Annotated in this window: 19 protein-coding genes; 14 read left to right on the top strand and 5 right to left on the bottom strand. The window is 40.1% G+C overall.

Features of this window, described 5'->3' with window-relative positions; genetic code table 11:
* Positions 1-382: 382 nt before the first annotated feature.
* From nrdR to H5160_RS08655, 9 genes are all read left to right on the top strand, one after another.
* Positions 383-832 carry a transcriptional regulator NrdR gene (gene nrdR, locus H5160_RS08695; RefSeq protein WP_002961761.1) on the top strand — a complete coding sequence of 150 codons (450 nt, stop codon included), beginning with the start codon at positions 383-385 and terminating at the stop codon, positions 830-832.
* A gap of 166 nt (positions 833-998) precedes the next feature.
* Complete coding sequence (gene ribD / locus H5160_RS08690) at positions 999-2132, top strand: bifunctional diaminohydroxyphosphoribosylaminopyrimidine deaminase/5-amino-6-(5-phosphoribosylamino)uracil reductase RibD (RefSeq protein ID WP_182737225.1); 1134 nt, start codon at positions 999-1001, stop codon at positions 2130-2132.
* 16 nt (positions 2133-2148) lie between these two features.
* Complete coding sequence (locus tag H5160_RS08685) at positions 2149-2802, top strand: riboflavin synthase (RefSeq protein WP_024596291.1); 654 nt, start codon at positions 2149-2151, stop codon at positions 2800-2802.
* 29 nt (positions 2803-2831) lie between these two features.
* Entirely contained in the window at positions 2832-3944 is a 1113-nt protein-coding gene (ribBA, locus tag H5160_RS08680; RefSeq protein ID WP_024603846.1) for a bifunctional 3,4-dihydroxy-2-butanone-4-phosphate synthase/GTP cyclohydrolase II, read from the top strand.
* A 100-nt stretch (positions 3945-4044) separates the two neighbouring features.
* The gene (gene ribE / locus H5160_RS08675; protein WP_002961753.1) at positions 4045-4509 is read left to right on the top strand and encodes a 6,7-dimethyl-8-ribityllumazine synthase; all 465 of its coding nucleotides are present in this window, start codon (positions 4045-4047) and stop codon (positions 4507-4509) included.
* A 15-nt stretch (positions 4510-4524) separates the two neighbouring features.
* On the top strand, positions 4525-4935 hold the full coding sequence (gene nusB / locus H5160_RS08670; RefSeq protein WP_002961751.1) for a transcription antitermination factor NusB: 411 nt from the start codon (positions 4525-4527) through the stop codon (positions 4933-4935).
* A 46-nt stretch (positions 4936-4981) separates the two neighbouring features.
* Positions 4982-5956, top strand: a complete 975-nt coding sequence (thiL, locus tag H5160_RS08665; protein WP_024596289.1) for a thiamine-phosphate kinase — start codon at positions 4982-4984, stop codon at positions 5954-5956.
* Positions 5953-6438: a phosphatidylglycerophosphatase A gene (locus H5160_RS08660; RefSeq protein ID WP_182196916.1), complete on the top strand. Its 486-nt coding sequence runs from the start codon at positions 5953-5955 to the stop codon at positions 6436-6438. Before thiL ends, H5160_RS08660 begins: the two co-directional genes overlap by 4 nt.
* Positions 6439-6475: 37 nt before the next feature.
* Positions 6476-9562: a ligand-binding sensor domain-containing diguanylate cyclase gene (locus H5160_RS08655; protein ID WP_002961745.1), complete on the top strand. Its 3087-nt coding sequence runs from the start codon at positions 6476-6478 to the stop codon at positions 9560-9562.
* A gap of 41 nt (positions 9563-9603) precedes the next feature.
* On the opposite strand, the gene H5160_RS08650 is transcribed toward H5160_RS08655, so the two are convergent.
* From H5160_RS08650 to H5160_RS08635, 4 genes are all read right to left on the bottom strand, one after another.
* Complete coding sequence (locus tag H5160_RS08650; RefSeq protein WP_154903652.1) at positions 9604-11715, bottom strand: hypothetical protein; 2112 nt, start codon at positions 11713-11715, stop codon at positions 9604-9606.
* A gap of 200 nt (positions 11716-11915) precedes the next feature.
* The gene (gene dxs / locus H5160_RS08645; protein WP_024603572.1) at positions 11916-13778 is read right to left on the bottom strand and encodes a 1-deoxy-D-xylulose-5-phosphate synthase; all 1863 of its coding nucleotides are present in this window, start codon (positions 13776-13778) and stop codon (positions 11916-11918) included.
* 105 nt (positions 13779-13883) lie between these two features.
* Positions 13884-14771, bottom strand: coding sequence for a (2E,6E)-farnesyl diphosphate synthase (gene ispA, locus H5160_RS08640; RefSeq protein ID WP_024597198.1), 888 nt, complete (start codon positions 14769-14771; stop codon positions 13884-13886).
* 2 nt (positions 14772-14773) lie between these two features.
* On the bottom strand, positions 14774-15016 hold the full coding sequence (locus tag H5160_RS08635) for an exodeoxyribonuclease VII small subunit (protein WP_002961738.1): 243 nt from the start codon (positions 15014-15016) through the stop codon (positions 14774-14776).
* 321 nt (positions 15017-15337) lie between these two features.
* Between H5160_RS08635 and pomA the strand changes: the two genes are divergently transcribed.
* The 4 genes from pomA to H5160_RS08615 all read left to right on the top strand — a co-directional run bounded on the left by pomA (position 15338) and on the right by H5160_RS08615 (position 19733).
* Positions 15338-16105: a flagellar motor protein PomA gene (gene pomA / locus H5160_RS08630; protein WP_024597197.1), complete on the top strand. Its 768-nt coding sequence runs from the start codon at positions 15338-15340 to the stop codon at positions 16103-16105.
* A 2-nt stretch (positions 16106-16107) separates the two neighbouring features.
* Positions 16108-17028 carry a flagellar motor protein MotB gene (locus H5160_RS08625; protein ID WP_024597196.1) on the top strand — a complete coding sequence of 307 codons (921 nt, stop codon included), beginning with the start codon at positions 16108-16110 and terminating at the stop codon, positions 17026-17028.
* 212 nt (positions 17029-17240) lie between these two features.
* On the top strand, positions 17241-17747 hold the full coding sequence (locus H5160_RS08620) for a hypothetical protein (protein ID WP_182737223.1): 507 nt from the start codon (positions 17241-17243) through the stop codon (positions 17745-17747).
* A 45-nt stretch (positions 17748-17792) separates the two neighbouring features.
* Positions 17793-19733: a DNA topoisomerase III gene (locus H5160_RS08615; RefSeq protein ID WP_182737222.1), complete on the top strand. Its 1941-nt coding sequence runs from the start codon at positions 17793-17795 to the stop codon at positions 19731-19733.
* 76 nt (positions 19734-19809) lie between these two features.
* On the opposite strand, the gene H5160_RS08610 is transcribed toward H5160_RS08615, so the two are convergent.
* Positions 19810-21120, bottom strand: coding sequence for a M20 family metallopeptidase (locus H5160_RS08610; protein ID WP_149606414.1), 1311 nt, complete (start codon positions 21118-21120; stop codon positions 19810-19812).
* 111 nt (positions 21121-21231) lie between these two features.
* On the opposite strand from H5160_RS08610, the gene H5160_RS08605 reads away from it, so the two are divergent.
* Positions 21232-22089, top strand: coding sequence for a tetratricopeptide repeat protein (locus tag H5160_RS08605; RefSeq protein WP_182715561.1), 858 nt, complete (start codon positions 21232-21234; stop codon positions 22087-22089).
* The last annotated feature ends 602 nt before the right edge of the window (positions 22090-22691 follow it).

The raw sequence follows: 22691 nt of genomic DNA, 5'->3' as shown, positions 1-22691 counted from the left end.
CTAGGGGCCTGTTTATCTTTCGAGGTTTAATTTGCAGTAGTATGTTTGGTTTTTAGGCAAGGCAGAGTCTATGTAGTGTGGTTACTCCACACAAATAGGCGATAACGCAGCATAAATGCCAAACATGCACTGCCCTCGGGTTCGTCCTAGGGGCGATTTACTCTTTGTTGCCTACATGGATGTAGGTAAGGGGCGTGAGCAGGACGCGGAAGCTTTGCTCGGTTTTTACTTAGCCCACTAGGTTACAAACCTCGCGCCGCGATTAAATCGCCCCTAGATAGAACAAATTTAATCCTGAAAGGTCAACAGACCCTATTTTTTTGCTAAGATTAAAGGCCGCTAAATAGCGGCCTTTTTTGTTTTAAAACGGAAGTACCGAGCTATGCATTGTCCATTTTGTACCGCAAAAGATACTAAAGTTATTGACTCACGCCTTGTTGGTGGAGGCCATCAAGTTCGCAGGCGCCGTGAGTGCAACGACTGCCATGAGCGCTTTACTACATTTGAAGGCGCTGAACTGGTTATGCCTCGTGTTATTAAACAAGACGGCAGCCGCGAACCATTTAACGAAGATAAATTATTAAATGGCTTAAATCGCGCACTCGAAAAACGTCCAGTGAGCACAGAGCAAGTAGACGAAGTAGTGAATATAATAAAATCGCAGTTGCGTGCTACAGGTGAGCGAGAAATTTCAAGCCATTTGGTTGGTGAATGCATTATGGAAGCCCTCAAGAAGCTCGATAAAGTAGCGTACGTAAGATTTGCCTCTGTATATCGCTCGTTTGAAGACATACGTGAATTTGGCGAAGAAATTGCCCGCTTAGGGGAGTAATACCAATTTTATTAAAAATATGATCATTCTATCGCATTAAATAGCGCACTCACTGCGTTAAAAATTATTCATATAGAACAACTATATGTCATAATTTTAGCCTTGTTATTGCGCTATTTTCTTAGCGCTATAATGGACCACTTATTTAACGCAATTGGTATAATAAATGCTTAACCAAACTACTTTTACTGAACATGATGAAATGTATATGGCACGCGCCATAGAGCTTGCCAAAAAAGGTCGGTTTACTACCACACCTAACCCTAATGTTGGCTGTGTTTTAGTTAAAAATAATCAAATAATTGGTGAGGGGTTCCATCAATTAGCTGGTCAAGGTCATGCAGAAGTAAATGCACTGGCTGTCGCTGGAAAAAATGCACAAGGTGCAACGGCTTATGTAACGCTTGAACCGTGTAGTCATTATGGCCGTACGCCACCGTGCGCCGAAGGCTTAAAAGCTGCCGGTGTGGTAAAAGTAATTGCTGCTATGGTTGATACAAATCCACAAGTTGCTGGCAAAGGCCTTAAAATACTGAGCGACGCGGGTATTGACGTTGCTTACGGGTTACTCGAATCACAAGCTCGCGCACTTAACGTTGGCTTTTTTAAGCGTATGGAACAAGGCTTACCTTATGTGATTTGCAAAATGGCAGCGAGTATTGATGGTAAAACGGCGCTTAAAAATGGGCAAAGTAAGTGGATCACAAGTCCTGCTGCTCGACAAGACGTACAATTATACCGAGCGAAAAGCTGCGCTATTTTAACCGGTGCCGATACAGTGCTAGTAGACGATGCTAAACTTAATGTGCGACTAAGTGAGCTGCCTTGCACACTGCCTACTGATTTGCCGCTTCGCCAGCCCGTGCGTGTTATAATTGACTCTCAAAACCGTTTAACACCTGACCTTGCTTTATTTGAAATCCAAAGTGATGTAATAATATTTACGACTAAGGTTGATAAATCATTGCAATGGCCGCATTTTGTAAAGCATATTGAAGTTAGTGAAAGTAACGGTAAAGTTGATTTACAAGCCGTTTTAGAAAAACTTGGGCAACTGCAGTTTAATAATGTTTGGCTTGAAGCTGGCGCAACACTTGCTGGTAAAATGACAGAGCTTAATTTAGTTGACGAGTTTGTTTTTTATTTAGCGCCTAAACTAATGGGCCATGATGCAAAAAGTTTAGTTAATTTTCCTGAATTGACGAGTATGCAAAACACCGTTGATTTAACATTTAATGAATGTGCGCGCATTGGTGACGATTTACGTATCACCGCGTCAAAACTCATTAAAATCACTTAATAAAAAGAGTAGTGCTATGTTTACTGGGATAATAGAAGCCACAGGCAAAATTGCTTTATTACAAAAAAAACAAGGCGACTTAGCCATTCGTATCCAAAGTACTGATCTTGATATGACAGACGTAAAGTTAGGTGACAGCATTGCAACTAATGGTGTTTGCTTAACTGTAGTTGATAAACATATTGATGGTTTTAGTGCGGATTTATCTAATGAGACGATTAGTTTGACCGGTTTTGCTCACTATGCTTTAGGACAAACGGTGAATCTTGAAAAAGCCATGCAACCTGTTTCTCGTTTAGGCGGTCATTTAGTGTCTGGCCATGTTGATGGTATCGCAACAATTACAAGTATTACAGCAAACGCCAGAGCAACAGAATATTGGCTTACAACTGACGAAAATTTAATGAAATACATTCCGTACAAAGGTTCGGTATGTATTGATGGTATAAGCCTGACAGTAAACGCTGTAGAGGGTAATAAATTCAAATTAACAATTGTCCCACACACGAGTGAGCAAACCACAATTGCTCATTTTAAAGTAGGTACCCAAGTTAATTTAGAAGTCGATCAAATTGCACGTTATTTAGAGCGCCTTATAAAGGGTGCAGAGCAACCAACGGGCTCTGATATTTCGATGAGCTTACTCGCTAAAGCGGGTTTTATTAAATAACGAAACTGACAACTTACACGAGCAAATTTATGAATTTACACAGTGCGCAAGAAATCATCGACGATATTAAAGCCGGTAAAATGGTTATTTTAATGGATGATGAAGATAGAGAAAATGAAGGCGATTTAATAATAGCTGCTGAGCATATTAGCGCAGAAGCGATTAATTTCATGGCTACCCATGGCCGTGGTTTAATTTGTTTAACCATGACGCAAGAGCGTTGCGAGCAACTTGATTTACCGTTAATGGTTAAAAACAATGGTGCAGCATTTTCGACTAACTTTACAATGTCGATAGAAGCATCAAAAGGTGTTACAACCGGTATTTCAGCAGCAGATAGAGCGCGTACAGTGCAAGCGGCTATAGCTAAAGGCGCAGTCCCAAGTGATATTGTTCAGCCTGGACATATTTTTCCTATTATGGCGCAACCTGGTGGCGTATTAACTCGCGCAGGACACACTGAAGCTGGCTGTGATTTAGCGCGTTTAGCTGGGCTTGAAGCATCATCTGTTATTGTTGAAATACTTAATGCTGACGGCACTATGGCACGTCGCCCTGATTTAGAAGTTTTTGCGAAAGAGCACGATATTAAAATTGGCACCATTGCTGATTTAATCGAATACCGCAACTTAAACGAAACAACAATTGAGCAAGTAGCAAAATGTAAGTTACCAACTGTTCATGGTGAATTTGATTTAGTTACTTACAAAGACACAATTGACGGCCAATTACATTACGTATTGCTCAAAGGCGATATAAAAGATCAAGAGCCGACAAATGTACGTGTACATTTGCAAAGTACCTTTAACGATATTCTACTTTCAGACAGAAGTGCTGACCGTAGCTGGGGCCTTTCTGAAGCAATGGCTTATATCGCTAAAAATGAAGGTGCTTTAGTTATTTTAGGTAAGCAAGAAAGCACTGAAGAGTTAGAGGCAACTGTGAAAGCATTTGCAGCAGCTGATGCTGGCGAAAGCGTTACGCCACGTAAATTCAAAGGTACATCTCGTACTGTTGGCGTAGGTTCGCAAATACTTGCCGATCTTGGAATTAAACAAATGCGATTAATGAGTCGCCCTAAAAAGTACCATGCACTTTCGGGCTTTCATTTAGAAGTTGTTGATTACGTTGAGCCACAATAAGCATCACGCTTAAACTAGGCTATTATTTTATTTTTATGGTATGATGCGCAGCAATTTTTGCGCAATCGCAACCGCTTGAACTTATTTTTAGGGTTATCAAATGAAAATTATTGAAGGTAATAAGTACGCTCCAGGCAAAAAATTTGCCATTGTCATTTCTCGTTTTAATGACTTTATTGGTAGCAGCCTCCTTGCAGGTGCTGTTGATGAGCTAAAACGCACAGGTGGCGTATCAGATGACGACATTACCGTTATTTATGTGCCAGGCGCGGTAGAATTACCTTTAGCGGCTAAACGCGTTGCGGCAAAAAAAGAGTATGATGCAATCATCGCATTAGGCGTAGTGATCAGAGGTGGTACACCACACTTTGACCTAGTTGCTGGCGAATCAAACAAAGGTCTTGCGCAAGTATCACTTGAGTATGATATCCCGGTTGCATTTGGCGTATTAACCACAGAAAGCATTGAACAAGCAATTGAGCGTGCTGGCACCAAAATGGGCAATAAAGGCGGCGAAGCTGCTTTAGGCGCGCTTGAAATGGTTAATGTGTTAGATAAAATTTAAGTTTAAGGAATTTTTGTGAAACCAGCAGCAAGACGTAAAGCACGTATCTTAGCACTCCAAGCCGTTTATTCTTGGCAAATAAGTGGCAATTTAATTGCCGATATCGAACAACAAATGTTGATCGAAACAGACGTTACTAAAATTGATGTTGAATACTTTAAAGATCTAGCGACGGGTGTTGCTGTAAATTACAAGCAACTAGACGAAGCTGTATCACCACATTTAACACGTCCGTTTGATGACTTAGATATGGTTGAGCGTGCAATTTTACGTTTAAGCAGCTATGAGCTTAAGTTCCGTGAAGACGTACCTTATAAAGTTGCTATTAACGAAGGTATTGAGCTGGCCAAAATTTTTGGCGCTGAAGACAGCCATAAATTTGTAAACGGTGTACTTGATAAAGCTGTTAAGCATTTACGCAAGTAAGTAAACCGTTAAAGAGGGGAGCCGGCATAGGCCGGCTTTTTTGTGTATGAAGGAATTTGAATTAATTAACCGCTACTTTAAAGGTCGCGGTATCACCCGTCGTGATGTAAACCTAGGTATAGGGGATGATTGCGCTTTAGTAACCGTTCCACAAAACTGCCAACTTGCCGTTACAACAGACACTCTTGTTGCTGGCGTACACTTTTTTGATGATATTTCCCCTCGTGCATTAGGTCACAGAGCGCTTGCTGTTAATTTAAGTGATTTAGCGGCCATGGGTGCTGAGCCAACTTGGGTTTCAGTTGCGTTAACTTTGCCAAGTATTGACCCACAGTGGATTGAAGAGTTTACTGATGGCATGCATGAAATTGCTGAATATTTTAATGTGCAGATTATAGGTGGCGATACAACTCAGGGCCCACTAACCATCACTATTTGTGCGAAAGGGACTGTACCCGAAGGTACTGCACTTCGTCGTAGTGGCGCAAAAGTGGGTGATTGGATTTATGTTACGGGTCCGCTAGGTGACGCTGGACTTGCAATTGAGTCTCGCAAACAAGGTATAAGTATTGAGCCAGAGCATTTAAAGTACGTAAATAAACGCTTTGACTTTCCAACCCCACGTGTTGCTGCAGGGCAGGTATTACGAGGCCTTGCATCATCGGCTATCGATGTGTCGGACGGCTTAATCGCTGATTTAAGTCATATACTCGATATGTCACAAGTAAGTGCAGTGGTGAATATTGAAAGTATTCCAACTTCAGATGCGATGCAAGCAAGCCTTGATTTTAATCAGCAGCTGCCATTTATTCTCAGTTACGGTGATGATTACGAATTAATTTTTACGGTCCCTGATAGCAATAAGAGTATGTTAGAAATAAAGCTACGCCAGTATGGTGTAGATGCAACATGCATTGGCCAAGTTAAAAGTGGCGATGGCCAAATTGAGCTTTTACACAACGGTGAAAAGTTTGATTTTGAACCGCAGGGTTTTGAGCACTTTGCAAAGGAGCTGGTTTGAACAATAACCGCAAGTTTAATTTAAAGCGTCCACATCAGTTTTTTGGTCTGGGCTTTGGGACTGGGCTTGCCCCTAAAGCGCCCGGTACATTTGGTACATTTGCTGCCTTGCCATTCATTTTTATGACCATGTATTATCCGTTATGGCTGCAAATTGTATTTGCCGTTGTGATCAGTATATTTGGTATATGGGCGTGCGGTAAAACGGCTGATGATTTAGGCGTGCACGATCATCCTGCTATTGTATGGGATGAAGTGGCGGGTTATTACATCACTATGATTGGCGCAGCACTTAACTGGCAAACATTACTCGTAGGTTTTTTGTTATTTCGCTTTTTTGATATAGCAAAACCCGGCCCAATCCGTATGCTAGACAAACGAGTACATGGCGGTTTAGGTATAATGGCCGACGATATACTTGCGGGTATTTTTTCGCTTATATGTTTACAAGCGTTAATAAAAGTGGGTTTACTGCCCTTTTAATTTTTATATTTGATTTGTTTAACTAGGTGGCAGCAATATGATGCGATTTTTACTGGTTTGTGTACTTATGTTGTGCGCGACGCCAAGTTGGGCTTCAATTACTGATTACGTAGTTAAGCAATGGAATATAAAAGATGGCCTACCGTCGCAATCACTTAAAAGTGTTGTGCAAGATCAGCAAGGCTATATGTGGCTTGGTACGCAATTTGGTTTAAGCCGTTTTGATGGTACAACATTTACAAATTACAACACGCAAAATAGTCCATTCTTGCCTAGTAATGGTGTTAATAAGCTTTTAGTCGATTCTAGTGGTTTGTTATGGGTAGGCACTAAAAGTGGCTTGGTAGTTATTAACCCAGCCACATTTGCAGCACAAGAATTTAATATTAAAGGTCCAGTAAGGGATATTCTTGAGGACTCTAAAGGTAGCATATGGATTGCGGCCAACGGCTTATACTATGTAGATAGAGGGCAAGTTGATTTACGCACTGAAGTAAATGGTCCTCTACCTATTGTTAATGCTACTGTGATCACACAAATAGTTGGCTCTGTTAGCCAAATGGCACTCTCTCCTGAAGGCATTTGGCTGGTTAATGATCGTCATTTATTACGCCTTACAAAAAACTCATCAGATTTTTCTAAACTACGTTTAGAGCTTACCGCAAAAATATCTTTACCAGAGCGCTTAGCGCAAACCATAGTGCACGATTTATCATTTTTAAATGGTAATTTGTATATAGCTTCTGAGCTAGGTGCATACTTTTTAGATTTAGATGACGAGCTAAGACCTTTTCCTCTACCTAATGCAAATAACTCAGCCGTTTATAAGTTTATGAGTGATACCGATGGTGGCTTGTGGGTTTCGACCTATGGACGCTTATTATTCAGAGATAAAACCGGTGAGTGGCAATGGGTAGAGCCTAGCCAACTCGATCAAAGTATATGGTTTGCTGATATTTTTAGAGATGATAAAAATAACGTTTGGTTAGCAAGCTTTAGTGAAGGCTTGTGGCTTGCTCATGAAGGACGAGTCGAAAGGCATTCAGCAGTTTCAAACATGACCGAATCTGTTATGGCTATTAGCCAAGCACCCGATGGTAAACTGTGGGTTGCGAATAAAAGCGGCATTGGTTATTTCGATTTAGATAAAAGTTTTATTAATTTAGTCCCAAGTAGTAAATATGGATACGCATCAGTACACGATCTACAATTTGATGGTGAGCGATTATATATAGCCACGGGGCGCGGCTTATTTGTTTTTGAAAACAAGACACTTTACACCGTCCCAGGTCGAGCACTTCGCGATAATCCGGTATTTGCAATAAGTCGCTCTAGTAAAGGCGGCTTTTGGATTGGTACCGGACGCGGTTTATATCGATTAAATTATGCTGGTTTAACGCCTTTTGCCTATAACGCTTTTTTAGGTAGTAAGTTTATTACCTACGTATTAGATAAAACAAACTTTGGTGTGATTGGTACTAGTAAGGGCGCATATTACTTTACAGACCGTGGCATTGAAAAAATTGGCGACCAAACAACACTTGAAAGCGCATACGTAACTAGCGTGCTACATATAGATGGCGTGGGTATTTTAATCGGCTCTCTTAACGACGGGCTTTTTTACAGAAGTACGCAAGGGCAATGGCGTCAGCTCGATGCAGCTAATGGTTTACCGTATGGTTCTATATTTAGCCTAGAATATGATGAAAAGTTAAAGCATGTTTGGGTAAGCACCATGAAAGGTGTTTACAGAATGCCTGTAGAGCAATTTAAAACAGAAATAAAAAGCTTAAAAGTTGAAGAAGTAATTTCATCTTTTGACCGTCAACTTGATGGTAAAGCGAATCAATGTTGTAGTGGACTTGGGCATGATGCGGTAGCAGACACCGGAAATTCTATTTGGTACCCAAGCTTACAAGGTGTTGTTGAAATACCTAAAAATGTAGAGCTATTTGGTGTGCTTGCATTAAAGCCAACAATAGAGACAATAACAACGCCACTTCGTCATTTAACTACCGCTGCGCTTGGTAAAAAACCATCATTAGAAACAGACGAGCGTGATATAACGCTAACTTACACAGCTATTGATTACTATGCACCAAACAGCATTGAATTTAGATATAAACTAAGTGGCTTAGATAGTGACTGGCGCTATGCAAATACGCGACGTGAAGCTATTTATACTAACTTGCCTCCTGGCTCGTTTTTGTTTCAATTAGAAGCTAAGCGCCAAGGTGAAGACTGGGCTAAAGCGCAAGATGTAGAATACGGTTTTGTAGTGCCTGAGCGCTTTGACGAAACAATTTACTTTAGGCTTTTAATTACCAGTGGTTTTATTTTGCTTTTTTATCTCATTTTTTGGGTGTTTAGAGCACAAGAACGCAGAAAACAAGAAGCATTAGAGGGCTTAATCACTGAGCGTACCTTAGAGCTTCGCCAAGCTAATGATAAATTAGGCCAAGTGAATTCACAGCTTAAATTAGTGAGTCACTCAGATGAGCTAACAGGGCTACGTAGCCGCCGCTTTTTGTTTGATCAACTCCCTAAAGATATTGAGCACTTTCAACGTAATTCACAGTCGCTGCAGGCACAAGGTAAGTCACTGGTGCTGGTAATTATTAACTTTGATAACTTCAGCCGTATTAACGATGCGTATGGCCCAATTGCAGGTGATAGCTGCTTACAGCAAATGGCTGCATTGTTAAATTCGCGTACGCAGGGCTCTGACTATGTGGCACGTTGGAGTGGTGATGAGTTTTTATTATTATTACGTGACTTTAAATGCAATAAAATAGATAGCTATGCCTCAGAACTTTGTAAAGTAATAGCGGCTAATTCGTTCCAATTACCAAATGGAAAAACAACTAATATCACGGCATCAATTGGTTGGTCATTTTATCCATTACCTTTACTAGGCGGACAGGTAATTAGCTGGGAAACCTCTATTAACTTAGCAGATATAGCACTGCATCAAGTTAAAAAGCGCGGTGGTGATGGTGTGGCTAATATTACGTTTGATGATCAGCTCGATGCATTTGAGTTTGAACAAAACTCTAATGTTGATCAGCAATTAGGTATTTTACAAAGTAATGGCTTGGCAGATATAAAAGTGTGGATGCGATAATGCCCGACCAAGGTTATTGGTCAGGCATGGTGAGGTTAACTCTATTTGTTAAGCCAAGCTGGTAATATTGCAATCGACTCAGGGGCTGTAAATGCCGTACTGGTATCGGCGCTTATATCACCGCCTGCACTGCTTAAAATATTATTAAATCGCATAACCACATTATTTGACTTCTCAGCTACGTATAAATCTGTTCCGGTATACATAATATCAACAGGGTTACCCAGTAGGGTATTTGGACCGCTAATAGTGGTACTTATGTTTACCAAGCCCGATGCCGTTGCTACGTTATTCAATACGTATATTTTGCCATCGTCAGCAACTGCTGCGCTACCAACATCAGAGAGTATTAGCGAGCCACTTAGCGAGTCGTAGTCGATGCCGTGCATGTTGCTTGGTGCTGCTACTGCTGTACCTGCATTTGCTGGCGTTATAAGCCTATCCTCAACTGCAATATTAGTACTACCAGCCATTAGTTTGCTTTTAACTTCGTCAAATACAGCAACGGTTCCATTTGTTAGTGCTACAAAAGCTCGATCAGTGTTTGCATCGTAATCAACATCCCAAGGGCGAGCATCGTTTGCAAACGTAAGCGTCATTAATGGGCTTGCATCCCCTGTGGTGCAAGTTGAAAATATTGAAATACTTGGAGTATCTGCATTATTTTCTGCAACTAAAATCATACCGCTATCAGAAGCCACATCAAGACCTTTAGGAGATATAAGGCCTGTATTCGAACCAGTAATAATGCTGTCTTGGTTCGTATTATAAGTTTGCCCATCTCTGTTTATTGCCACTTTATTTGAAATAACAATACCGCCAATTGAGGTTGTACTGTTATCGAACGTTGTATAACTATTACCCGCTTTATCAAAAGTTACACTTTCGATAGTTTGACTTGCATTATAGTTGCCAATTTCTGTGTTAAGTTGTGAACTTAATCGACTAATTTGCCCAGTTGTTTCACCTGCAGTGCCCGGATTACTACTTACAGCAACACCTAGCAGCGCCATATTAGCGGTATCACTATCTGAAATATCAGCCATTTCATTTTGTATACCCAGTTTAGTAATTGACTCAGGTTTAATTGTTGAGGTAACTAAATCAGGAGTGATATCGCCGCTCTCACCTGAAAATATATTGCTGAACACAAGAACAGCATCATTTGATTTTTCAGCTACACGTAAGTCACTACCTTCAAGGCTAATATCAACTGGGTTACCAAGCATTGTTGCTGGACCGGCAATACTTCGTGCAACGCTTACTAAGCCCTCTGCAGTTGAAGCATTATTAATTACAAATAACGAACCATCGGTTGCGTCTGAGGCACTGCCTACATCAGACAAAACAAGTTTGTTAGTATTTGAGTCATAAACAATGCCGTGAATATTTACAGATATTTGCGTGCCATCATTATTACTTGGAGTAATTGTGCGGCTTGGCATTGCGGCAAATTCACCACCAACAAAATTATCATAAACGGCTACATCACCATTTGTTAGTGCTACATAAAGGCGGTCGTTAGATTCATCATAATCAACATCCCACGGCGCCGCTTCTGTAATAGTTGTGCCTAAAGGCGCTGCATCGCCCGCGGCTGTAGCGCCAAAAGTCGTTACTTGCATAGCGCCAAAGTCAGCAATAAAAACAAGGCCACTCTTTTGTGCTACAGCTATTCCTTTAGGGTTTACCAGTGTTGTGTTAGTACCTGTTATTTCGCGATCTGTATTAGCTGTATAGGTTGCGCCGTCACTACGATTTGCAAGCTGGCAAATAGTTTTAATACTGCCATTTTCGCTGTCGCTTGCTTGCAATAAATTACCTAAGCTATCAAATGCAACGCCTTCGTTAGCTGTTGTATTAAAGGTTTTTAGTTTAGAGGCGTTTTGGTTAATTAAATCGATAGTGCCTGTATTGCTCTCGCCATTGTTTGCCAAAATTAATGTGGCTGATGCAAAACCAGGGTTGCCATTTGTACCGTCGGTACCGTTTTGTCCATCGGTGCCTGCAATACCATCTACGCCGTTTTCACCATCGTCTGAGCTACAGCCTGTAATGCCGATTAATACTGCAAGTGTTAAAGCTGAAAAACTAAGCGTGTGTTTAAGTGTGTTTTTTTGTGTTGAATGAGTTGTTAAATTAGCTTTATTCATCATTTTTACCTTTTAAATATTCCATCAAATGTAGGTAAATAACGCGCTTGCTCATAAGGCATAGACTAAGCGGCACCGATTATTTACATGTTAACCTCATATCAATAACGGCTATAAAATGAAACTGGATGCAAAAAAGTTAAAATTAAAAACAAAAAAAGGAGCCTTGAGGCTCCTTTTTAATAAACTAAGTAAATAGCTTAAGCGATAAACGCCTTAATAGCGTTTAATATTCCTTGCTCGCCTAATCCCATTTCATCGTGCATTTCATCTTGCGTGCCGTGTTTAATAAACTCATCAGGAATACCTAAGTTAAGGATATTAATATCAGCTTTTTGCGTTGCCAAGTATTCATTAACTGCAGAGCCGGCACCGCCAGCAATCGCGTTATCTTCAAGCGTAACAAAGGTATCGTGGCTAGTAGCAAGCTCATTTAAAAGTGCAGTATCAAGTGGTTTAATAAAACGCATATTAACAAGCGTTGCATCTAATTCGTTAGCTGCAAGCTGGGCGTTTTCAAGTAATGTACCGAACGATAAAATGGCAATTTTACTGCCTTTCTTAATTGTATCTGCCTTACCTATTTCGAGCAGTTGCATAGTGCTTTCAATGTCTGCAGTACCTGCGCTACCTCGAGGGTAACGAACTGCAACAGGGCAGTTTTCTTTATAACCGGTGTATAGCATTTGGCGGCATTCGTTGGTGTCGCTTGGTGCCATAATTACCATATTTGGAATACAGCGCATAAAGCTTAAGTCGTACGCACCTTGGTGAGTTTCACCATCGGCTCCAACAATACCAGCGCGGTCAATGGCAAATAATACAGGTAAGTTTTGCAGTGCAACATCATGTATTAATTGGTCATACGCACGTTGTAAAAAGCTCGAGTAAATAGCAACAACAGGTTTTAAACCTTCACAAGCAAAACCAGCTGCTAAAGTAACAGCATGCTGCTCTGCAATGGCCACATCAAAGTATTGATCTGGAAACTCTTTAGAAAAACGTACCATGCCAGAGCCTTCGCGCATTGCTGGCGTAATAGCCATTAACTTGCTGTCTTGCTTTGCCATGTCGCATAACCAATCGCCAAAAACTTTTGAAAAAGTAGCAGCGCTAGGTTTAGATTTAGGCAGGCTAGTTGTGCTTGGGTCGAATTTTGGTACACCATGGTAGCCAATAGGATCGGCTTCAGCCGGTTTATAGCCCTTACCTTTTTGCGTTTTTATATGTAAAAGCTGTGGGCCTTTTAAATTACGCATATTACGTAATGTATCTACAAGCATGTTTACATCGTGACCATCAATTGGGCCTATGTAATTTAGGCCTAATTCTTCAAAGAAGGTCCCCGGGATCATCATGCCCTTAATGTGCTCTTCCATTTTACTGGCAAGTTGCTTTACCGGAGGCACACCTGAGAGTAACTTTTTACTGCCTTCACGAATGTTAGTATAAAAGCTACCTGATAAAATTCGGGCAAAGTGATTTGTTAATGCGCCAACATTTTCTGAAATCGACATTTCGTTATCATTTAAAATAATAAGCATGTCTGATTTTACATCGCCTAAATGATTCATCGCTTCAAATGCCATGCCTGCGGTGATAGCTCCGTCACCAATAATGGCTACAGATTTTCGACCTTTGCCTTCTTTTTGGGCGGCAATAGACATACCTAAGGCAGCTGAAATAGAGGTGCTTGAATGACCTACGCTAAACGTATCGTATTGGCTTTCATCGCGAAAAGGAAAAGGGTGCAAACCGTCTTTTTGGCGAATAGTGTGCATTTGGTCGCGACGACCTGTAAGGATTTTATGTGGATAAGCTTGGTGACCCACATCCCAAACTAGGCGATCGTCTGGAGTGTTATAAACATAATGTAGCGCAACGGTTAGTTCAACCGTCCCTAAACCAGACGCTAGATGACCGCTACTTTGCGATACTGAGTTGAGTAAATAATCGCGCAGCTCATTGCTAAATGCAGGGAGTTTGTCTTGCGCTAAGTCACGCAATTGGGCTGGCTCGTCAACCAAATTAAGTAATGGATACTTGCTACTATCAAGTGTCATGGTTTTATATATATCCTTCGCTAACATTAATTCATTCAAAGCTTTTACGAATAATTAATGTTGAGTAATAATGTCAGTGCTAATTGCAATACGTATGAGCAAAAATTAGTGGTCACGCTCAATTAGGTAATTTGCTAGCGACGCAAGAAGTGTTGTGTCAGCATCTATATTTGCCAACGCTTCATGGGCTTGTTGTATTAAATTTTGCGCCTTTTCTTTAGCGCCTAGCATACCTAATAACGCCGGATATGTCGCTTTATTCGCGGCAATATCGGAGCCTTGTGGTTTACCTAAAGTAACCGTATCGCCTTCAACATCTAAAATGTCGTCGTGTACTTGAAACGCCAGCCCTATAGCATACCCAAAAATGCTTAAATTTTCTAAGGTTTGTTGATCTGCCTTTTCACTGCACAGTGCACCAAGTGTAATTGCACAATTAATTAAAGCTCCGGTTTTTAGCTTATGTATTCGCTCAAGCTCTTGTACGGTAATTACTTTATCTGTTGCTGCTATGTCAAGACCTTGTCCGCCTACCATGCCCTCAAGGCCTGATGCGTTGGCAAGCGTAGCAATCATTTTTACTTGTGTTTGCGACGAGCATGTAAATTTGTGATTCGCAATAAGCTCAAAGGCGAGTGTTTGTAGGGCATCACCGGCTAAAATTGCATTTGCCTCGCCAAATTCTATGTGGCAAGTAGGGCGGCCACGGCGTAAGTCGTCATCGTCCATAGCGGGCAAATCATCATGAACTAGCGAATAGCTATGGATACACTCAATTGCAGCTGCAAGTACATGTAAGTCTTGCTGGTTTGCACCGAGCATTTTACCTGTGGCATAAACTAAAAATGGACGTAATCTTTTACCGCCATTAAATAATCCATACTGGGTGGCGTTCTTGACTGTTTCTTCAGTATCGAGAGGCTGTTTAAAATGCTGTTGTAAGGTCGCTACTACATCTTTTTGAGCACGTTCGATATAATTATTTATGCTCACAGCTATTCCATATCATTATCAAAATTCGTAAGAACTGACTTTTCGCCATTCCCCATCAAAATTGATACTTTTTGTTCTGCTTGCTGTAATTTACCTGATGAAGCACTTGCTAATGCAATTCCACGCTCAAATTGCTTTAACGATTGCTCAAGCGATAAGTCACCTTGTTCCATGTCACTAACGATTGTAGATAATTCTTCTAGTGCTTGTTCGAAACTTAAGTTTTCAGGTTTTTTAGTCGCCATCTTTATTTCAGCTTACATAATAAATTTAGGGGTCAATTTTAGGGGGAATGCTAAACTAGGTCAAAGGATGATATTGGTTTTTTACCTTTATAACGTTAAATTATATTTCAAGTGTATTAATAAAGCCTTAATAGCGGTCTGTTAGTTTAATAAATCAATTGATAATTAGGTAGCCCTTATAACTTGATCTAAAATAGTGCTAAAGGCTGCTTTTTATGTTTATTTATAAAAATGGCTTAAGCAATTCAATATGTTGCCGATAAGCAGTTAATAATAAAAGTTTATGATAAGGCCATTAAGCATGAAACTTCTGGAGGAAATGTGGATTTAGCAACCATAATCGGGATCCTAGGCGCAATTGGCTTAATTGTCATGTCTATGTTTATGAGTAGTAGCGGTGAAATGGCTATGTTTGCCGATGCTCCTTCTAGTGTAATTGTATTTGGTGGTTCACTTTTCATTGTTTTATCAAATTTCACCATGTCGCAGTTTTTGGGTATAGGTAAAGTTGTTGCTAAAGCGTTTATGTTTAAAATTGAAACGCCAGAAGAACTTATTGAAAAAGCAGTAGAACTTGCTGATTCAGCTCGTAAAGGGGGCTTTTTAGCACTCGAAGAAGCTGAAATCCCAAATCCATTTATGCGCAAAGGCGTCGACATGCTTGTTGATGGCCATGACGCAGATGTTGTTCGCGCCACACTTCAAAAAGATATCTCTTTAACCACTACTCGACATGAAATGGGCGCAGGCTTATTTAAGTCATTAGCCGATATTGCACCAGCAATGGGAATGATTGGTACTCTAATTGGCTTAGTTGCAATGTTATCTAACATGGATGACCCAAAAGCAATTGGCCCGGCAATGGCGGTAGCGCTTTTAACAACTTTATATGGTGCTTTTTTAGCCAATGTTGTGGCAATTCCTATTCAGGTAAAACTTGAACTGCGTAAAGACGAAGAAGCTATGAATCAGCGTTTAATTTTAGATGCTATTTTAGGTATACAAGATGGCCAAAATCCAAAAGTTATCGAAGGTATTTTGAAAAATTACTTAGCTGAATCTAAACGCAAAGTAGATACCGAGGAGTAATTATGTCTGATCAAGAGTGCAAATGCCCACCACCAGGCCTACCAGCATGGATGGGAACGTTTGCCGATTTAATGTCACTGTTAATGTGCTTTTTTGTACTCTTGCTTGCGTTTTCAGAAATGGATGTACTTAAGTTTAAACAAATTGCGGGCTCTATGAAGTTTGCTTTTGGTGTGCAGAATAAAATTGAAGTAAAAGATATCCCTAAAGGTACCTCTGTTATTGCTATGGAGTTTACCCCAGGCAAACCAGAGCCAACCCCAATAGAAACCATTCAGCAGCAAACAGTCGAAATGACTCAACAAATGTTAGAGTTTCAGGCTGGAGATGAAAGCTCAGCTGGCGGCAGGCAAGAACAACGCGGGGACAAACGTGGTGGCGAATCTCGTAGTACTTCTCAAGAGCAATCGTCAGAGCAAGCAACTTCAGCGGCCGATCAGGAACAAACTAACGAGCTCGTTAAAAAAATCGCGCAGCAGCTTGAAAAGCAAATAATAGATGGTGCAATTGAGCTTGAATCTTTAGGGCAGCAAATAATTATTCGTATTAGAGAGAATGGTTCATTTCCTTCGGGTAGTGCATTTTTACAACCTAAGTTTAAACCCATAATTCAAGATATTGGTGTACTGTTAAAAGATGTACCTGGCGAAATAACTGTATCTGGCCATACCGACGATTTTCAGGTATCGAATGAGCTATATATTAATAATTGGGACTTATCGTCAAAGCGAGCTGTAGCTGTAGCAAGCGAGCTGCAAACGGTGCAAGGGTTTGATAAAAACCGCATGATGGTAGTGGGGCGAGCTGATACTCGTCCACTTGTTCCAAACGATTCAAATGAAGATCGCCGAAGAAACCGTCGAGTAGAAATATCAATCCTGCAAGGTAAGGCTAAAGAGTCTGCTCCTATTGATGTGCGCTAAGTTATTGCTTGTGTTATATTTCACTATGTTTGTTTTGATTTAAGGTACTTAATTGCCTTAAGTATCTTGGCAATTTCGTCATTTTAGCTTACAGTACATTTCCTTAACATATGTAATGGAGTGCCTGTGAAAATAATCAATAAATATTGCGACATGCCGGGTAATGGTGATGGTACTGATGACGATAAAAAAACAAAATAGGGCAGAGTATTTTGCCTGAATGGTTTTTATATATTGTTAGTATTTTAAGCAAAAGCTGGGTTTTAATGCTAAGTCCGGCTATTTTTATATTTTTTGTATTTAAAGATCGCCTAGCCTTTCGATTTGTATTACTTACCGCAGCTTTTTTCCTCTTTGGTAACCTAACTGCTTCAAGCCTACGAGCGTTTGATGACATTTATATTTATCGTTATTTAGTTTGGGCGATCACAGATATTATTTGGATGGCACTTATAGCTTACTGGGGTATAAAGGATAAAGTTTATTTATGGCAATGTGTTATTGGGCAACTAGTTGTTATTGGCGCACCTATATTACAACTATTCCGATTAGTTGACCGCCATTTGTGGGATTTAGCTTACAGTACCGTTATTTATCAGACCCTAATGCCATTTATCAATATTGCCACGGTGGTTGTATGCTATTTACCTTTAATTATCCTTTTCACTAAGCAAGGTAGTGTAAAGTCAAAAATAGAAAACTCCCTACCTTCAAAATAGCTGTGCTAAACTACTGTTTATATAAACAGTGAGTGAGCGACTCCCATGAAACTCTACATTGCAGAAAAACCATCACTAGGCAGAGCAATTGCTGATGCCTTACCAAAACCACATAAAAAACATGATGGTTATATAGAAGTCGCTAATGGCGATTGTGTATCGTGGTGTATTGGGCATTTGCTAGAACAAGCAGAACCCGATGACTATGATGAGCGCTTTAAAAAATGGCAGTTTGAACACTTACCTATAATACCTGAACAGTGGAAGTTAAAAGCCAAAACCAAAACTCGCAAACAGCTCACTGTTTTAAAAAAATTAATTAAACAGGCCTCGCAACTTATTCACGCTGGCGATCCAGACCGTGAAGGCCAGCTACTAGTCGATCAAGTAATAGAAGAAGCCAAAATAAGTCAGGCTAAAAAGCAAAGTACGCAACGTTTACTCATTAGTGATTTAAATTTGTCCGCAGTAAAAAAATCACTGGGTACTATGCGTTCTAATCGAGATTTTATTCCGTTAAGTGTATCTGCTTTAGCGCGCTCTCGTGCTGATTGGCTATTTGGTATGAATTTAACACGTGCATACACACTAGCTGGGCAAAAAGCAGGGTTTGGTAATGTGCTTTCGGTAGGGCGAGTGCAAACCCCTATTTTAGGTCTTGTTGTTAATAGAGATAACGAAATAGCGAACTTTGTATCTAAGCCTTTTTACGATGTATTGGCGCATTTGCTTACTCCTGATAATCAACCATTCATAGCTAAGTGGGTTCCAAGCAAAGCATGTGAGCCACATCAAGATGAAGAAGGGCGAATACTTAACAAAGCTCTTGCAGAAAATGTTGCTTCACGTATTACAAGGCAAAGTGCTGAGCTTATTTCACTCGACCAAAAACAAAAAAAGCAAAGTGCTCCATTACCTTATAATTTATCTGCTCTGCAAATAGATGCCGCTAAAGCATTTGGTATGCCAGCTCAAAAAGTATTGGATATTTGCCAAATACTTTACGAACGTCATAAACTAATTACTTACCCACGCTCAGATAATCGTTATTTACCCAAAGATCACCATCAAGAAGCATCTGCTATTTTAAAGGCAATAAGTGCAAATGGGGGGCAAAGCAGTGAATTAGTAAACGGGGCTGATGTAAAAAAGCATAGTAAATGTTTTAACGATTCAAAAGTAGCTGCCCATCATGCCATTGTGCCTACGGCTAAGCAGTTAAAGTCAGCGAGTTTGAGCGGTGACGAAGCAAAGGTATATCAATTAATAAGCCGTCATTACTTAATTCAGTTTTATCCCGACTATATATATAACGAAACTAAAGCTGAGGTAATTATTGCTGGTGGGCTTTTTAAGGCAAATGCAAAGCAAGATGTAAGCTTGGGTTTTAAGGTGTTAATGGGTAAATCTGAATTAAAAGATGAAGCCTCGCTACCTCCTTTAACAAAAGGTATGCCTCTTTTTTGCGATAAAGGCGAAGTAGTCGAAAAGCATACATCACCCCCTGCTTATTTTACCGATGCCACATTGTTGGCTGCGATGACGGGCATTAGCCGTTATGTTAAAGATCCACAAATTAAAAAAGTATTAAAAGACACTGATGGTTTAGGTACGGAGGCAACACGTGCGGGAATAATCGAGTTGCTATTTAAGCGGCGTTTTTTAAAACGTGAAGGTAAGTCAATTAGAGCGACCGAAACGGGACTTGCTCTTATTAGCGTATTACCACAAGGTTTAGCGAGTCCTGATTTAACCGCAAAGTGGGAGTCGAGCTTAGGTGATATTGCACAGCAGGCAATGAGTTATCAGCAATTTTTACAGCCTTTACTTGCTGACCTAAATGGGTTTGTTCAATTAGCAGCAAACTGCGATAGCAATGCATTTGCGAAGTTACCAAAAACCTCACCTAAAAAACGTTTTGCTAAACGAGGTGGAAAAGCGACCTTTAAAAAGTCGAGTTATAAAAAAAGCTCTGTTGCTAGTTAGCAACAGAGCTTTTTTATTAAACGATATTACTCAACCTGAACTCTGTTTGAGATAGATTTATTATCCAGAATTCAGGTTACTTATTAAATAAAGCAACAGCAGCGTTACTCATTGCTTTTATTCCAGTAGGAATAGCAACTTTATAATCTGGTGCAAATTTACTAGAGTGTAGAGAAGGGAGTACCTCACCTGTTTTTATTGAATCTGCATATTGTGCTTGGTTTACGCCTCCTAGCCAAAAGAGGGTGATAGGGATATTTTCATCGGTGCGCCCGTATAGGCCAAAATCTTCACCCGCCATTACAGCTTGTGTTTCAAGTACATTAGTATCGCCAATTGCGCTGGCAATAGAGTTTCTAACAATGTCTGTTTGTGCAGGGTTATTATAAGTAGATGGAATCGATTCATCTTCATGTACATATATTACAGGGTAGTTAGATTCATTTAAGCCAGCACTTTGTGCAATACCTGCGGTGATTCGTTTTATTGCTGCTATTTGAGCGCTTCTTACATCGGGGTTATAGCTTCTAAGAGTGAGTTGTAGTTTTACTTCATCCGAAATCACATTATGTTTTGAGCCACCATGAATAGACCCCACTGTAATCACAGAAGGCTCAAGCGGTGAAAGCTCTCGGCTTGTGATTGTTTGCAAAGCAAGTACAGTGCGTGCAGCTATAACCACTGGGTCTATAGTTGTATGAGGGTAAGCACCATGACCACCTTTACCTTTAATTGTAATATCGACAGAATCTACACTTGCCATCGTGTATTCATTTTTCATTGATACCTTACCAGCGGGGACGCTAGCGCTTACATGTAAAGCAATTATATGATCAGGTTTTGCATATTTACTAAATAGTCCTTCGCTTAACATCGCTTTAGCACCCCCACCTACTTCTTCTGCAGGCTGTGCAACCATCATTAATGTACCTTGCCACTGTTTTTTATGAGCAATTAACTGCTCTGCAGTTCCAATAAAAGAGCTCATGTGGATATCGTGGCCACAGCCGTGCATTACACCTACTTTTGCACCGTGCTCGTCTATTACTTTGACTTTTGAGGCATAGGATTTTCCTGTTTGCTCAATAATAGGTAAGCCATCAGTATCAGTGCGGATCATTACTGTCGGCCCCTCACCATTTTTATAAATACCAACTACTCCAAAGCCACCTACATTACTTGTTACTTTAAAACCCAGCTGAGTTAATCTATCTGCTATCTTTTTACCTGTTTTTTGTTCGTGATAAGAAAGCTCTGGGGATTGGTGTAAGTCGAGGTAAAACTTTTCAATAGCTGGCATGGCTTTGCTTAAATTCAAATCGAGTCCATTTGCTTGTACTAATGGGCTTGCTAATAAAAGTATTGCACTTAGGTAAGTTAATTTCATATTTTCCCTTATTGTTGAATATGTATACCGAGTGATTTAGGTATATGACTTGTAATTATTATGTTCACCACCATATAAAAACCTAAATAGACGAATATGGCAATCAATTCAATGAGCAACATAGTTAGTATTAATGCGCAAAACCTTCAACAAGTACTCGGTGAAACATCACAACAAAAATTGGTGTTGCTTAACTTTTTCTCTCCTCAAAGTCCTGACTGCATCGGACAGGCTGCAATTTTAGATAAAGTAGCAGCAGAAAATGCAAGCTATATAGTAGTAGCAAACTTAGATTGCGATGCAGAACAAGCACTCGCTTCTCAACTTGCGCAACAAGTTGGTCTGCAAACACTGCCTACGCTTGTATTATTAAAAGACTCCGCACCAGTAGATTTACTTGCAGGTGTTCAAAGCGAAGCGCAAATACGCGAAGCCCTAGCAAAGCATTTACCTGCGCAACAAGACTTACTATTAGAGCAAGCAAAGCAAGCGTTATTAAAGTCAGATTTAAATGCTGCATTTAATTATGCAAAGCAAGCTTATGAAATAGACAGCGGTAATGCACGTATCAAGTTAGTGCTAGCAGACATATGTATTCAAATTCACAAGGTAGATGAAGCGCAAGCGCTTATAAATACAATAGATGCACAAGAGCAAGATGCTTACTTTAATAATATAAAAGCAAAATGCGAAGCCGCGCTTGAAGCAAAAGATTCACCAGAGATTAAAGAAAAGCAACAACAAGTAGAAAAGTATCCAAATGACTTAGAATTAAAAGAAGAGCTCAGTATTTTACTTAATGAAGCAGGCAGAAAAGAAGAAGCATTGGATGTACTGTTTACAGTTCTACAAAAAGATCTGAACTTCAACGAAGCAAAACCAAGCTTTTTAGCCATTATTGCCTCTTTACCTGATGGCGACGCACTCGCAGCTAAGTATCGCCGCAAGTTATATAGTATTTTATACTAGGGTCTGTTGCTCTTTGCGGATTAAAATTTGTTCAAACTAGGGGGTGTTTAATCGCGGCGCGAGATTTGTAACCTAGTGGGCTAAGTAAAAACCGAGTAACAAAGAGTAAATAGCCCCTAGGAAGAACCCTTTGGGCAGCGCCTGTTTGGCATTAATGCTACGTTATCGCCTATTTATGGGGAGTAACCACACTACATAGGCTCTGCCTTGCCTGAATACCAAACAGGCTGCTGCAAATTTAACCTTGAAAGATAAACAGACCCTAGATTCTAATAACTATTACTTTTAAGAAGCACCTACATAAGGTGCTTTTTGCATTTTTAAGGTTTTAATTAATAGCTTTAGTATGGTTTAGCTATGTAAAAAAAAGAGTTATCAACAGGGTTTTGTGAGTAACTTGTGCTTATCGTGTGTGCTTGCTTGGGGCTTAATTTTAATTACTATTTTATGCAAATAACGCTTGCGTAAAATCCGCCGCTCCCTATAATGCGACCCCACTGAGACGGGAAACAGCAACGCATAGCGAGGCACGAACAACTCAGGGTGTTAAGTAAAACTTAGAGTGAATCTTTTTAGAAAGTTTAAATTTAAGTATTGACAAA

Source organism: Pseudoalteromonas sp. SG43-4, assembly GCF_014164325.1.
In the GTDB taxonomy this organism is placed as follows: domain Bacteria; phylum Pseudomonadota; class Gammaproteobacteria; order Enterobacterales; family Alteromonadaceae; genus Pseudoalteromonas; species Pseudoalteromonas distincta.
Note: the sequence above shows the minus strand (reverse complement) of the source record. Positions and strands in the feature narration are given on the sequence as shown.

What these genes read in the sequence shown, in the direction of transcription:
- nrdR (WP_002961761.1), top strand. Translation starts at nt 383, where the DNA reads ATGCATTGTCCATTTTGTACCGCAAAAGATACTAAAGTTATTGACTCA.
- ribD (WP_182737225.1), top strand. Translation starts at nt 999, where the DNA reads ATGCTTAACCAAACTACTTTTACTGAACATGATGAAATGTATATGGCA.
- H5160_RS08685 (WP_024596291.1), top strand. Translation starts at nt 2,149, where the DNA reads ATGTTTACTGGGATAATAGAAGCCACAGGCAAAATTGCTTTATTACAA.
- ribBA (WP_024603846.1), top strand. Translation starts at nt 2,832, where the DNA reads ATGAATTTACACAGTGCGCAAGAAATCATCGACGATATTAAAGCCGGT.
- ribE (WP_002961753.1), top strand. Translation starts at nt 4,045, where the DNA reads ATGAAAATTATTGAAGGTAATAAGTACGCTCCAGGCAAAAAATTTGCC.
- thiL (WP_024596289.1), top strand. Translation starts at nt 4,982, where the DNA reads ATGAAGGAATTTGAATTAATTAACCGCTACTTTAAAGGTCGCGGTATC.
- H5160_RS08655 (WP_002961745.1), top strand. Translation starts at nt 6,476, where the DNA reads ATGATGCGATTTTTACTGGTTTGTGTACTTATGTTGTGCGCGACGCCA.
- H5160_RS08650 (WP_154903652.1), bottom strand. Translation starts at nt 11,715, where the DNA reads ATGAATAAAGCTAATTTAACAACTCATTCAACACAAAAAAACACACTT.
- dxs (WP_024603572.1), bottom strand. Translation starts at nt 13,778, where the DNA reads ATGACACTTGATAGTAGCAAGTATCCATTACTTAATTTGGTTGACGAG.
- H5160_RS08635 (WP_002961738.1), bottom strand. Translation starts at nt 15,016, where the DNA reads ATGGCGACTAAAAAACCTGAAAACTTAAGTTTCGAACAAGCACTAGAA.
- H5160_RS08625 (WP_024597196.1), top strand. Translation starts at nt 16,108, where the DNA reads ATGTCTGATCAAGAGTGCAAATGCCCACCACCAGGCCTACCAGCATGG.
- H5160_RS08615 (WP_182737222.1), top strand. Translation starts at nt 17,793, where the DNA reads ATGAAACTCTACATTGCAGAAAAACCATCACTAGGCAGAGCAATTGCT.
- H5160_RS08610 (WP_149606414.1), bottom strand. Translation starts at nt 21,120, where the DNA reads ATGAAATTAACTTACCTAAGTGCAATACTTTTATTAGCAAGCCCATTA.
- H5160_RS08605 (WP_182715561.1), top strand. Translation starts at nt 21,232, where the DNA reads ATGAGCAACATAGTTAGTATTAATGCGCAAAACCTTCAACAAGTACTC.